General features: G+C 66.0%; 11 protein-coding genes. 7 read left to right on the top strand and 4 right to left on the bottom strand.

What is annotated here, in order from left to right; genetic code table 11:
* Nucleotides 1-2 precede the first annotated feature (2 nt).
* The 3 genes from GGD62_RS28715 (at nt 3) to mdlC (ending at nt 3777) form a co-directional block, all read left to right on the top strand.
* Complete coding sequence (locus GGD62_RS28715) at nt 3-1100, top strand: CaiB/BaiF CoA-transferase family protein (protein ID WP_183711512.1); 1098 nt, start codon at nt 3-5, stop codon at nt 1098-1100.
* A 15-nt stretch (nt 1101-1115) separates the two neighbouring features.
* On the top strand, nt 1116-1967 hold the full coding sequence (locus tag GGD62_RS28710) for a MaoC family dehydratase N-terminal domain-containing protein (RefSeq protein ID WP_018317226.1): 852 nt from the start codon (nt 1116-1118) through the stop codon (nt 1965-1967).
* 175 nt (nt 1968-2142) lie between these two features.
* Entirely contained in the window at nt 2143-3777 is a 1635-nt protein-coding gene (mdlC, locus tag GGD62_RS28705; protein ID WP_183711510.1) for a benzoylformate decarboxylase, read from the top strand.
* An 81-nt stretch (nt 3778-3858) separates the two neighbouring features.
* On the opposite strand, the gene GGD62_RS28700 is transcribed toward mdlC, so the two are convergent.
* Nucleotides 3859-4635, bottom strand: a complete 777-nt coding sequence (locus GGD62_RS28700; protein ID WP_183711508.1) for an SDR family NAD(P)-dependent oxidoreductase — start codon at nt 4633-4635, stop codon at nt 3859-3861.
* A gap of 75 nt (nt 4636-4710) precedes the next feature.
* Between GGD62_RS28700 and GGD62_RS28695 the strand changes: the two genes are divergently transcribed.
* The gene (locus GGD62_RS28695; protein ID WP_183711563.1) at nt 4711-5169 is read left to right on the top strand and encodes a MarR family winged helix-turn-helix transcriptional regulator; all 459 of its coding nucleotides are present in this window, start codon (nt 4711-4713) and stop codon (nt 5167-5169) included.
* A 190-nt stretch (nt 5170-5359) separates the two neighbouring features.
* Here the strand turns inward: GGD62_RS28695 and GGD62_RS28690 are convergent, their stop codons facing one another.
* Entirely contained in the window at nt 5360-6154 is a 795-nt protein-coding gene (locus tag GGD62_RS28690; protein WP_183236913.1) for an SDR family oxidoreductase, read from the bottom strand.
* Nucleotides 6155-6208: 54 nt separating this feature from the next.
* Nucleotides 6209-6904, bottom strand: a complete 696-nt coding sequence (gene trhA, locus GGD62_RS28685) for a PAQR family membrane homeostasis protein TrhA (protein ID WP_018317231.1) — start codon at nt 6902-6904, stop codon at nt 6209-6211.
* A 178-nt stretch (nt 6905-7082) separates the two neighbouring features.
* On the opposite strand from trhA, the gene GGD62_RS28680 reads away from it, so the two are divergent.
* Together GGD62_RS28680 and GGD62_RS28675 are read left to right on the top strand one after the other, a co-directional pair.
* Complete coding sequence (locus tag GGD62_RS28680; protein ID WP_183711506.1) at nt 7083-8552, top strand: YcjX family protein; 1470 nt, start codon at nt 7083-7085, stop codon at nt 8550-8552.
* Nucleotides 8549-9577 (top strand): YcjF family protein, encoded by a 1029-nt coding sequence (locus tag GGD62_RS28675; RefSeq protein ID WP_183711504.1) that lies wholly within the window; start codon nt 8549-8551, stop codon nt 9575-9577. The genes GGD62_RS28680 and GGD62_RS28675 overlap by 4 nt, the downstream gene beginning before the upstream one ends.
* A 125-nt stretch (nt 9578-9702) precedes the next feature.
* Here the strand turns inward: GGD62_RS28675 and GGD62_RS28670 are convergent, their stop codons facing one another.
* The gene (locus tag GGD62_RS28670) at nt 9703-11310 is read right to left on the bottom strand and encodes a glycosyltransferase family 39 protein (protein WP_183711561.1); all 1608 of its coding nucleotides are present in this window, start codon (nt 11308-11310) and stop codon (nt 9703-9705) included.
* A gap of 298 nt (nt 11311-11608) precedes the next feature.
* Here GGD62_RS28670 and GGD62_RS28665 point away from each other — a divergent pair, with 298 nt between their 5' ends.
* Nucleotides 11609-13342, top strand: coding sequence for an adenylate/guanylate cyclase domain-containing protein (locus tag GGD62_RS28665; protein ID WP_183711502.1), 1734 nt, complete (start codon nt 11609-11611; stop codon nt 13340-13342).
* Nucleotides 13343-13366: the final 24 nt, after the last annotated feature.

Below are 13366 nucleotides of genomic sequence, written 5' to 3'. Positions count from 1 at the left end.
TCATGGGAGCATTGGACGGGATCAGGGTGATTGCGGTCGAGCAGGCGGTGGCGGCACCGTTCTGCTCCTCGCGCCTGGCGGATGCCGGCGCGGAGGTGATCAAGATCGAGCGGCCCGAGGGCGATTTCGCTCGCGGCTATGACGCGGCGGCCAAAGGCCAGAGCAGCTATTTCGTCTGGCTCAACCGCGGCAAGCAATCGGCCGTGGTCGATCTCGCGACGAAGGAAGGCTGCGCCGAGCTGGAGAAGCTGATCGCCAGCGCCGACGTGCTGATCCAGAACCTCAAGCCGGGCTCGATGGACAAGCTCGGCTTCTCGCGCGAGCGGCTCTTGAAGGACTATCCAAGGCTGATCTCCTGCACCATCACCGGCTATGGCGACGAAGGCCCCTACGCGCATCGCAAAGCCTATGATCTCTTGATCCAGGCCGAGAGTGGCCTTGCCTCGATCACCGGCAATCCCGATGGCGCCTCGCGCGTCGGCATGTCGATCGTCGACGTCGCGACCGGTGCCACCGCGCATGCGGCGATCCTGGAAGCGCTGATCGGACGTGGGCGCACCGGCAAGGGCTGTGACATCCGCATCTCCATGTTCGACGTGATGGCGGATTGGTGCACAGTGCCGCTGCTCAACTCCGAGGCCGGGAATCCACCCAAGCGCATGGGCCTGCGCCATCCCTCGATCGCGCCCTATGGCGTGTTCACCTCGAAGGACGGCAAGAACATCCTGATCTCGATCCAGAGCGAGCGCGAGTGGAAGACGCTGTGCGCGAAGGTGCTGGACCAGCCTGATCTGCCGGCCGATCCCCGCGTCGCCAATATGGTCGAGCGCGTGCGCAACCGCGACTTCACCGATACGACGGTGGCGGATATCTTCGCCAGGATGACGCGCGACGAGCTGCTCAAGCGCCTCTCGGACGCCGATATCGCCTTTGCCGAGGTCAACACCATGGCCGATCTCGCCAAGCATCCGCATCTGCGCCGCATCGAGGTCGACACGCCGAACGGCCGCGTCAGCTATCCCGCACCGGCGCCGATCGTCGTCGGCGAGACGCGCGCTTACGGCGCTGTGCCCGCCATCGGCGAAAATCCCAAGAAGTAAAAAGAGCGAGGCGTCATGACCGAGAAGCTCGACATCGATCATTTGCGGCAATGGATCGGCCGCAGCACCGAGGCTACCGACATCGTCACCGCGCAACTCGTCATGGGCCTGCGCGCGACGCTGTTCCAGGACGTCGGCGAGCCCAAAAAGGGTGACGCCGCGCCGTTCACGGTGCATTGGTGCCTGGCGCAGCCGGTGTTTCCGATGTCGATGCTAGGGCCCGACGGCCACCCGACCCGCGGCGGCTTCCTGCCGCCGGTGCCGCTGCCGCGCCGGATGTGGGCCGGCGGCGAGATCGAGTTCCTGCAGCCGCTGCAGGTCGGCGATGAATCGACGCGGACCTCGCGCATCGCCGACGTACAGGTGAAAACGGGCTCGACCGGCACGCTGTGCTTCGTCTCGGTCGAGCACAGTATCTCCTCGCCGCGCGGCGTTGCCATCCGCGAGCGGCAGGACATCGTCTATCGCGAGATGACGAGCAACGCGCCCGCTGGCGCCAAGGCCCCGCCTCCGCCGCCGACGGCGCAGCATCGCGAGACCCATGTCTCCGATCCCGTGCTGCTGTTTCGTTATTCGGCGCTGACCTTCAACGGCCACCGCATCCATTACGACCGCGACTACGTCACCAAGGTCGAGGGTTATCCGGGCCTGATCTTCCACGGCCCGCTACAGGCGGCGCTGATCATCGAGATGGCTGCGAAGCTGCACGGCGGCAAGGCGCCGAAGAAGTTTTCGTATCGCGGCCTGCAGCCGCTGTTCGAGGGCACGGAGTTTTCGGTCAACGCCAACGAGACCGCGGATGGCATGGAGCTGTGGACCGCGAATGCGGAGGGGCAGCCGACGATGAAGGGGACGGCGGTGTGGTGACGGCCTCTCCTCGTCATTGCGAATGTAATGACGATGTAGGAAGTTAGACCCTCAGCCTGAGGAGCGCGCCTCTTCGCGCGCGTCTCGAAGGGCGAGGCCACCAGCCGGGCCTTCATCCTTCGAGACGCGCGAAGACGCGCTCCTCAGGATGAGGAATTGAGAAGGGACGTAAACCATGGCCAAGAACGGCAAGCCCGGCAGCAAGACCGGCAGCAAGTCCGTCACCGTCAAGCAGGCGACGCTCGACCTGCTGCGCTCGTTCGGCATCGACAGGGTGTTCGGCAATCCCGGCTCGACCGAGCTGCCGTTCCTCAGCGACTGGCCCGACGACATCGACTACGTGCTGGCGCTGCAGGAAGCCTCCGCCGTCGGCATGGCCGACGGCTACGCGCAGGCAACCCGCAATGCCGGCTTCGTCAATCTGCATTCGGCCGCCGGCGTCGGCAATGCGCTCGGCAACATCTACACCGCGCATCGTAACCAGACGCCGCTCGTGATCACCGCGGGCCAGCAGGCGCGATCGATCCTGCCGCTGCAGGCGTTCCTCTATGCCGAGCGCGCATCGGAATTTCCGCGGCCTTACGTGAAATACAGCGTCGAACCGGCGCGGCCCGAGGACGTGCCGGCCGCGATCGCGCGCGCCCATTACACCGCGATGCAGCCGCCGTGCGGGCCGACCTTTGTGTCGATCCCGATCGACGACTGGGCGCATGCCTGCGCGCCGATCGAGTCGCGCAAGGTCAGCCGGGAGATCGGGCCCGAGCTTGAGCCAATGAAGGCACTGGTCGCTGCGCTCGCTAGCGCAAAGCACCCAGCCCTCGTCGTCGGTCCCGGAATCGACCGCGCCGGTGCGGTCGATCTGATGGTGCGCGTCGCCGAGAAGGCCAAGGCCAGCGTCTGGGTCAGCCCGTTCTCGGCGCGCTGCTCGTTCCCCGAGCGGCACCCGCAATTCGCCGGTTTCCTGCACGCCTCGCCGGCGCAGCTCTCCGACGCGCTACGCGAGCACGATCTCGTCGTCGTCATCGGCGCGCCGGTGTTCACCTTCCATGTCGAGGGCCATGCCGCGATCTTCGACGGTGGTGCGACGATTTTTCAGATCACCGATGATGCGGATGCCGCGGCGGTCACGCCGGTCGGCACCAGCATCATCGCGACGATGAAGCCGGCACTGAGCACGCTGCTCGACCTGCTGCCGGAGACCAAACGCGCGGCCCCAAAGGGCCGCACGCTGCCGCCGGCGCCGCAGGCCGCCGATCCGCTGCCTGTCGAGTTCCTGCTGCATTCGCTGTCGCAGGCGATGCCGGATGGTGCGTCGCTGGTCGAGGAGGTTCCCTCGCACCGGCCGGCGATGCAGAAATTCATGCCGATGCGCGGCCAGGACAGTTTTTACACCATGGCGAGCGGCGGCCTCGGCTACTCCCTGCCCGCCGCCGTCGGCATGGCGCTGGGCAAGCCGAAGCAGCGCACCGTGTGCCTGATCGGCGATGGCTCGGCGATGTACTCGATCCAGGCGCTGTGGACCGCCGCGCAGCGCAAGCTGCCGCTGACCATCATCGTCATCAACAATTCCGGCTACGGCGCGATGCGCTCGTTCAGCCAGGTCATGCAGGTGCGCAACGTGCCCGGGCTGGAGCTGCCGGGGATCGATTTCGTGAAGATCGCCGAAGGCATGGGGTGTCACGCGGTGCGGGTGACGAGGGCAGCGGAGCTCGGCGAGGCGCTCAAGCGCGGGATGGCATTCGAGGGGACGAGCCTGGTCGAGGTCATCGTGGATTCGGCGGTGCCAGTGCTGTACGGGCAGAAGCACTGATCTTGTCGTCCCTGCCTAGTGCGCAATTGCGCACGGGGCGCAGGGACCCATACCTGACTTTGTTGCGCCACCGTCCAAAAACTACGACGCCAAAAACCCCCCGTCCGCCGCGAGCACGTGCCCGACCACATAGGACGACGCATCCGACGACAGCCACACCACGGCCTCCGCCACCTCCTCCGGATTCCCCATCCGCCGCAGCGGCAGGCCGGCGCTGACGGTTGCGACATCGCCGACGCCGGCGCGCAGCATCATGTCGGTAACGACGCGGCCCGGCGCGATAGCGTTGATGCGGATGCCGCGCGGGGCGTTCTCCAGCGCGGCCGAGCGCGTCAGCGAGATCGCGGCGGCCTTGGAGGCCGAATAGAGCGAGAAGCCGGGGTTGGGATTGCGCACGCCGCTGACGGAAGCGTTGACGACGATGCTGCCGCGGCCCTGCGCCAGCATCGCCGGCAGCTGATGGCGCAGGCACAGGAACAGCGCGCGGACATTGGTGTCGAACACGCTGTCGTAAATATCAGTGCCCTGCTCTTCCAGCGGCGCGCGGCGCTCCTGGAAGCCGGCATTGTTGAAGGCGACGTCGAGCCGGCCGCAACGTTCAATGGCGGTGCCGACGAGGCGCGCGACGTCGTCCTCGCGCGTGATGTCGGTCTTGAGCGGGATCGCCTCGGCACCGAGTTCGCGGCATGAAGCGGCGGTCGCCTCGATCTCGGCCTCGCGCCGACCCGCGACGATCATCGCCTCGGCGCCTTCGGTCGCCATCAGCAACGCCGTGGCGCGGCCGATGCCGCTGCCGCCGCCCGTGACGAGGCAGACCTTGCCCCGCATCCGCTGACCTGACGGCAAAGCTCCGCTCATGGCTCACTCCAAAACGCTTGCGCGCGCCGCTGCGCGCATATAGTTGTATGATACAACTATATGCCGGGAGTCAAGATGGCCGAGCTTGCGCTGATCGACGACATTCGCGCCGCCTCGCGGTTGATGGTGCGCGAGCTCGGCTTCATGGATGCGACGGTGGCGGCCTCGGACTATCCGCCGTCGGCCGTGCACACCATCCTGGAGATCGGCATCCGCGGTCCGATGACCTCAGCCGAGCTCGGCGATTTCCTGCGGCTGGAGAAGTCCAGCGTCAGCCGCCTGGTGCGCAAGCTGATCGACTGCGGCGAGCTCAGGGAGACGCCGGATGAGAATGATGCCCGCAGCAAGCTATTGTCGCTGACGGCGAAGGGCCGGCGCACGCTGGAGGCGCTGCACGCGTTCGGCCGGCAGCAGGTCCGCGGCGCGCTAGCGGCGTTGACGGCGGCGGAGCAGCGCACCGTGCGCGACGGGATGTTGCTCTATGCCCTGGCGTTGCGGGCAAGCCGGGGGGAGGATGAGACGTTGCCTCGGTAACCACCGGTGTCGTCCCTGCGAACGCAGGGACCCATACCGCGTGATTTATCCGTAAAGCGCAGGTGTCAGTACCGCGCGCAAGAACATCTACCAGTCTTCGCCAAACTTCTCCCTGTGGTTATGGGTCCCTGCTTTCGCAGGGACGACAGCGATTTGGCGCGAGTGTGCCTCAATCGCACCGACCTCACGGCTACTTCCCGAACTCCTCCCGCATCTTCGCCTGGATCTTGGCCATGCCGCCGAGCCAGCGATCGTAATTCTCGGTCTTCTTGCGCATATAGCCGAGCACTTGCGGATGCGGCAGGATCAGGAACGTCTCCTGCTCGAGGCCGGCGAGCACGTCTTTCGCCACCTGCTCCGGCGTGAGATCGCCGTCGCCGGATTGCGGGCCCTTCGGGATCGAGCGCAGCATGTTGGTGTCGACGCCCTGCGGGCAGAGGATCGAGACCTTGATGTTGTCAGCCTTGTGCGAGATCGCGAGATTCTCGGCAAAGCCGACCGCGGCGTGCTTGGTGGTGGAATAAGCGGGGCTGCCGACTTGGGACAGCAGGCCCGCGGCCGAGATGGTGTTGAGGAAATAGCCGCCACCGCGCGCCTTCATGCGCGGGATCAGATGCCGCGCCGCATAGACATGGGCCATGACGTGGATCGCCCAGCTGCGCTGCCACGGTTCATCCGAGGCGCCGCCGGCATTGACCGACATCGGATCGAAGCCGCCGCCGATGCCGGCATTGGAGCAGAACAGGGCGATGGGGCCGAACTGCCGCTCGGTCTCCTCGATGACGTGCGAGATGTCTTTCTCCTGCGCGACATCGCATTTGAAAGCCGCGCCATCCACCATGGCCGCGACCGCCCTCGCATTGGCGGCGTCCATATCCGCGACGACGACCTTGGCTGCGCCCGCATTGTAAAACGCCTCGCACAGCGCCTTGCCGATGCCGTTTGCGCCGCCCGTGACGACCACGACCTTGCCGGTCACCTGCATGCGACGTCTCCTCTTGTCTTATACCGCTTCCTGGAAGACCCCTTTGGGTCTTGCTCAGCTCAACATGAGGTCGAGCACCGCAGTATAATGGCACGCCGCGCCGGCCAACACAAAGCCGTGCCAGATCGCATTCTGAAAGCGCAGCCGCCGCCAGGCATGGAAGATCACGCCAAAGCTGTAGAGCAGTCCGCCCGCAAGGATGAAGCCCAGCACCAGCGCGGGCAGCGCCCGGACCACGGCGTCGTAGAGCATCACACCGCTCCAGCCCATCGCGAGATAGATGCCGACCGAGACGCGGTCGAACCGGCCGGGGTAGAAGAGCTTCAGCACGATGCCGAGGATGGCGACACACCAGACGCCGGCGAGCAGCACCAGCGCGAATCCGCTGTCCTTCACCTCGAGGATGAACGGCGTATAGGTCGCCGCGATCAGCAGATAGATCGCGGAGTGGTCGAACCTCCGCAGCAGCCATTTGGCCGGCGACACCGGCCAGAGATTATAAGTTGCCGACAGCACCAGCATCGAGAGCAGGCCGGCGACATAGATCGAGACGCCGACGATGTCGATCGTATTGGCATAGACAACCGTCAGCACCACCAGCACGGTCGCGGCGATGATGCCGAAGAGGACGCCGATCGCGTGGATGACGCCGTCGGCGATCAGCTCGGCGCGGTCGTAATTCCAGCCGATCACGTCGGCTGCGGCGTGGACGGAGGTGGATGCGAACTCTTTCAGTTGGAAGACGGTCATGGCAATCCGCAAGATGAGGCAATGTCCTCTTGTATGGGTCTTTCGGGATCGGCGCGTCGTTCAAACGGCTGATTTTCCGACAAAGACGGTGGAAGTATGGAGCTTGATTTTCTTCACGCAATTGCCACTTTTGTGATCGGTCACACAGTCCCGCCGCCCCCGATCCATTAACGTTCATATGGCATTCAGTTTCCAGGATATGGTCGAAGAAGCGCGCTTGTCCGCGCAGGCGCTGATCGACTATGGCGAGCACTTCTTCAACCCGACGGTGCGGTTAGGCGTTACCGGCCTGTCGCGGGCCGGCAAGACCGTGTTCATCACCGCGCTGATCCACGGCCTCACCCGCGGCGGCCGGTTTCCGGTGTTCGACGCTTACGCCTCGGGCCGGATCGCGCGCGCGCATCTGGCGCCGCAGCCCGACGATGCCGTGCCGCGTTTTGCATATGAGAGCCATCTGCGCGCGCTGGTCGAGGAGCGACGCTGGCCGAACTCGACCGTCGACATCAGCGAGCTCAGGCTCGTCATCGACTATCAGCGCCCGAACGGCGCCGATCGCACGCTGACCCTCGACATCGTCGACTATCCCGGCGAGTGGTTGCTCGACCTGCCGCTGCTGCAGAAGAGCTTTGAGCAATGGTCGGCGGAGAGCCTTGCGCTGTCGCGCGAGGCGCCGCGCGCGCATCTCGCCAGCGAATGGCACGCGCATCTGGCAACGCTCAAGCCCGACGCACGCGAGGACGAGCAGGCGACGCTGACGGCCGCAAGCCTCTTCACCGATTATTTGCGCGCCTGCCGCGACGAGCGCTTTGCGATGAGCCTGTTGCCGCCCGGCCGCTTCCTGATGCCCGGCAATCTCGCAGGCTCCCCGGCACTGACCTTCGCGCCGCTCGACGTGCCAATCGGCGGGCAGGCGCCGGAGGGATCGCTGTGGGCGATGATGGTGCGCCGCTTCGAGGCCTACAAGGACGTCGTGGTGCGGCCGTTCTTCACGGATCATTTTGCCCGGCTCGATCGCCAGATCGTGCTGGCCGACGCACTGTCCGCGTTCAACTCCGGACCCGAGGCGCTGCACGATCTCGAAGCCGCCCTCGCTGGCATTCTCGATTGCTTCAACATCGGCCGCAGCACGTTTCTCTCCAGCCTGTTCCGCCCGCGCATCGACCGCATCCTGTTTGCGGCGACCAAGGCCGACCATCTGCACCATTCCAGCCACGACCGGCTCGAGGCCGTGCTGCGCCGCGCGGTCTCGGGCGCCGTTGCGCGCGCGGAAAATACCGGCGCGGCGATCGACGTGGTGGCGCTCGCCGCGGTGCGTGCCACACGAGAAGCTCAAGTCGCGCGCGGCCGCGACAAATTGCCGTCGATCCTGGGAACACCGGCCGCGGGCGAGAGCGCCGGCGGTGAATTCTTCGACGGCAACACGGAAGTAGCGACCTTTCCGGGCGATTTGCCACTGGATCCCGAGCCGCTGTTCAACGGTAATGCCGCGTTCCGCGGCCTCGCAACCGAGACCGCCGGGACAAGCGATTTCCGCTTCCTGCGCTTCCGTCCGCCCACACTCGACCGCGAAGGCACCGAGCCGCCGACGCTGCCTCACATTCGCCTCGACCGTGCCTTGCAGTTCCTGATCGGAGACAAGCTCGCATGAACGACCGATCGAAGCCACGGCGGCCGGCGACGTTCCGGCTCGACGATCCCGGCGTCGTCGTCACCGAAGCCGACGAGACGGCACGGCTTGGCCGCGCCACGATCCAGATCACGCCGGAGCACGATCCGCAGGCACTGCCGGTGCCGATCGAGGCCGCGCGGCCGACGCGGCGCGGATTTCCCTGGGGTACGCTGTTCTGGTCAGGCCTCGCCGGGCTGACGCTGCTCGGCACCGGGCTCGGCGTGGTGCATCTGATCGAGGACCTGTTCGCGCGCAGCGAAACGCTCGGCTACTTCGGTCTCGCCTTTGCGCTCGTCACCGCGCTGGCGCTTGCGGTGGTGATCGGCCGCGAGGCACTCGGCCTGGCGCGGCTGGCGACGATCGAGCAGTTGCATGCGCGCGCCGCCGCGGTGCTCGCCAGCGACGACCGCAAGGAAAGCCGCGTCATCGTCCAGGATCTGCTCAAGCTCGCGCACCAGAATCCGCAGCTCGCACGCGCCCGCGCGACGCTGGAGAGTCACACCGGCGAGATCATCGACGGCGCCGACATGATCCGCCTCGCCGAGCGCGAGCTGATGTCGCCGCTGGATGCGGAGGCACGGCGGCTGGTATCGTCGGCGGCGCAAAAGGTTTCGATCGTGACCGCGGTCTCGCCCCGTGCCGCGATCGATGTGCTGTTCGTGTTCGTCGCCGCACTGCGCCTGATCCGCCAGCTCGCTTATCTCTACGGCGGCCGCCCCGGCGCGCTCGGCATGATCCGCCTGCTCCGCCACGTCATCGCCCATCTCGCCATCACCGGCGGCATGGCCGCGAGCGACAGTCTGGTGCAGCAGATGCTCGGCCACGGTATCGCGGCAAAGCTGTCGCAGCGCTTGGGCGAAGGCGTGCTGAACGGATTGCTGACGGCACGGCTGGGACTGGCGGCAATCGCCGTCACAAGGCCGCTGCCGTTTGCGGCATTGCCGCCGCCGAAGCTGTCGGTCCTCGCGACGGATCTGCTGCGGAAGAAGGACGAGGAGGAGTAGCGGCAAGACGGGTGAGGGCTCTCTCCGCAAGACCGGAATCGTAGGGTGGGCAAAGGCGCGCTTGCGCCGTGCCCACCATCTCTCTCGATCGCAAAGATGCGTGGGCACGCTTCGCTTTGCCCACCCTACGATACTGCCCGTGTGGAGAAATCACCCCACACCGCTCGCGCTGTGCGCACTCGCTTTTCAAACTCCCCCGCCAGCACCTTCCACCAAAACAGCGGCGAATCCTTCGGCGGTGACAACTCCGGCGTCCAATCGGTGAGCTTTTCGATCACATAGGTATCCGCGAGAACACCGCGCCAGCGGCGCTCGACTTCGCCGAGATGCTCGCGCTTGGCCGGGATGTTCTCCCACAGCGAAGACCGATTGTCCGGCTCGCGGCCGACATAGATGCCGGCATGGCCCTTGATCCGGTCCATGCCGGGATCGCGGAAATCCTGGAAGCGGCCGCGTTCGTTGATCTCGATGACGGGCACGCGGCCCCGGAACAGCCAGCGCATCATGGCGTAGGTGCGGTAGTCCGTGGTCGCGATCCAGGTCGCGCCGGTTTCGTCGAGCGCGGCCTGCGCGCGCGCGGCGACCTGCTCGTAGCCGGCTTCCGCGCCGATCGGGTCGATCTTGCCGAGCAGATTCCAGGGCGCGGCGACGTAATAGAGGAACACGATCACGACGAAGGCGATGCCGGAGACGACAGCGGTCTTAGCCCAGAACAGCGACGACCTCAGCATGCGTGGCGACCAATCCTCCTTCATCATCGCCGTGAGGTTCACGGCCGCAGCCGCGAAACCGACCGGCCACATGAACATCGGCCAGGTGTCGCCGACCCGAAGCGTGGTCGACTTAAAGAGGAAATAGGCGAACGGCACCAGCACCGCCGTCGACAAGAGAATTCCAACGGGCTCGCGCGTGCGATAGCCGCGCCATGCCGTCAGCACCAGGCCGGTCAGCACCACCGGCAGCATGACGAAGCCGACCAGACCGAATTGCAGGCCGATGAAGTCACCGATGGTCCGCAGCGAGATGCCGTAATTGGCGGTGGCGCGCACGCCCTGGAAGCGAAACGAGGCCCAGTCGTGCTGCGCGTTCCAGATCAGCACCGGCGAGAACACGGCGATTGCGACCAGCACCGCGAGATAAGGGTATGGGCTGCGCAGCCAGCGCCAGCGCCAATCCGGCACCAGCAGAAATGCGGCAACCGCCGGCGCGAACATGATCGCGGTGAATTTCGACAGCATCGAGAGGCCGGCGAACAGACCGGCCGCAAGCCACCAGCGTCCGCCGCCGCTCTGCGCCAGCCGCACCAGCGACCACATCATCGCCACCGCGAACGGGATCATGGCGACATCGGGCGCGACCTTGGCCATCAGCAGGCCGTAATAGAGCGCGGCTTCCGGCATCAGCACCGCGAACAATACGGCGCGCACATCATGGGTGAGGCGGCGGACAATATCGGCGAGCAGCAGCTGCGTGACGAGCATCGCGACGATGCCGCCGAAGCGGACCCCGAGCGTGGTGTCGCCGAAGATCGCGGTTCCGAAACGGATCAGCCAGGCGATGCCCGGGGGATGATCGAGGAAGCTCAGCGCCCCCTCCTTCGACCAGGTCCAATAATAGGCTTCGTCGGTGCGCAGCTCGATCGCGGAGGCGTAGACGATGCGCAGCAGCGTCATTGCGGCGATGATCGCTACGGCCATGACAAGGGTACGACGCGAGGCGCCGCCAGAGGGCATAGTGATGTCAGGGGCTGTCGTCACGGCCGCGCTTTTCGCCAACCTGGGAGGGGGAGTCAATGCGGGGGGATGGGCAAGCGGCGATCCAGCCTCAACGCGGACGCCTTAGGGTGGGCAAAGCGAAGCGTGCCCACCATCAGGATATGATAGAAAAACGGTGGGCACGGCGCGCAAGGGCGCGCCTTTGCCCACCCTACGATTTCGTAACCTTACCGCGCATGTGATCCCGCAACCTGTCCACATCGGGAATTAAACGCTACGCTGGCTGTTCTCCTTGGTGAACTGATACAACCGAATCATGGCCACCGCTGCTGCATCCATCTCCGAACTCGTCCGCGGGACCAGCGTGCGGCAGGTGCGGCTCGTCTGCGGCGTGATCCTGTTCTGTTATGTGATCAGCCATTTCCTCAACCACGCGCTCGGCAATATCTCGGTTGAGGCCATGGAGGCTGGGGTCTACTACCACACCGCCTTCTGGCAGTTTCTCCCCGTCTCGATCGTGTTCTACACCGCCGCGCTCACGCATATGGGGCTCGGCATCTACGCGCTGTACCAGCGCCGGCAGTTCCGCTGGCGGACGATCGAGCCGCTGCAGCTCGTGCTGGGCCTCAGCATCCCAGCACTGGTCATGGCGCACGTGGTCGGGGTGCGGCTCGGCTATACGCTGTACGATCACCAGAAGCTCTATCCGCAGGAGCTCTATCTGTTCTTCGTCGCGGCGCCCGGCCGGCTCTGGCAGATGACGATCCTGCTGCTCATTGCCTGGGTGCACGGCTGCATCGGAATCTATTTCTGGCTCCGCCTCAAGCCGTTCTTCACGCGCGCCGCGCCCTATCTGCTCGCCGCCGCGGTGCTGGTCCCGACGCTGTCGCTGCTCGGCATCTACCAGGGCGGCCGCAGCGTCGCGATCGAGGCCGATGACGGGGAATGGCGCACGCACAATCTCACCCGACGCCAGGTCGGCACGGTCGCGGAAGGCAACACGCTCGATCGCATCACCGGCGCCTTCACCATCACCTATTTTGGGCTGCTTGGCCTGGCGCTGGCGGCACGCGGCGTGCGGGCCTGGCGCGAGCGGCGCGGCGGCATGATCGCGCTGTCCTACGGCAATGGCAGGACGGTGCGGGTTCCCAAGGGCCTCTCCGTGCTGGAAGCGAGCCTGCGCCATAATCTGCCGCATGCCAGCGTCTGCGGCGGCCGCGCCCGCTGCTCGACCTGCCGCATCCGTGTCATCGGCGATCATGGCGTCCTGCCCGAGCCGTCGCAGCGCGAGGCCTTCGTGCTGACCCGCGTCGGCACCAACGACCCCTCGATCAGGCTGGCCTGCCAGCTGCGGCCGACGTCGGATCTCTCCTTCTTCCAGCTGTTCACCCCGCAAACGTCGTCGGCCAACGCGCAGGCCTCGGCGCCGGCGCGGATCGGCCAGGAGCGCTATCTCGTCAGCCTGTTCGTGGACATGCGCGGCTCGACCCAGCTCGCCGAGAAGCGGCTGCCGTTCGACACCGTGTTCATCGTCAACCGCTTCCTCGGCGCGGTCTCGCAGGCCGTGATCGAGAATGGCGGCCAGCCGAACCAGTTCGTCGGCGACGGCATGCTGGCGCTGTTCGGGCTCACGGCCGATCCGCAAACCGCCTGCCGGCAGGCGCTGAAGGCTGCCAGCGGCATCGCCACGCATATCGACGAACTGAACCAGCTGTTGAGCCATGATCTGCGCCAGCCGATCCGCTTCGGCATCGGCATTCACGGCGGCGAGGTCATCATCGGCGACATCGGCTATCGCGATCACATCGTCTTCACGGCGCTGGGCGATGCCGTCAACGTTGCCGCCCGCCTGCAGGACATGACCAAGACGCTGGCCTGCGAGGCGATCGTCTCGGACGAAATCCGCAGCACGGCGGGCCTCACCGACGATACGCTGCCGCAACAGGAGGTCGCGATCCGCGGCCGCGACGAGCCGATGGCGGTGCGGGTCGTCGCGGACGCGCGGGAGCTGGCGGCGCTGGTCGATCGCAGCGAGCGCGTCGCAGCGTGATTTGTGAGCGACGCAGGCGGTGAG

The sequence above is a fragment of the Bradyrhizobium sp. ERR14 genome, from assembly GCF_014198235.1.
Lineage (GTDB): Bacteria > Pseudomonadota > Alphaproteobacteria > Rhizobiales > Xanthobacteraceae > Bradyrhizobium.
This window is presented reverse-complemented; position numbering and strand designations above follow the sequence as displayed.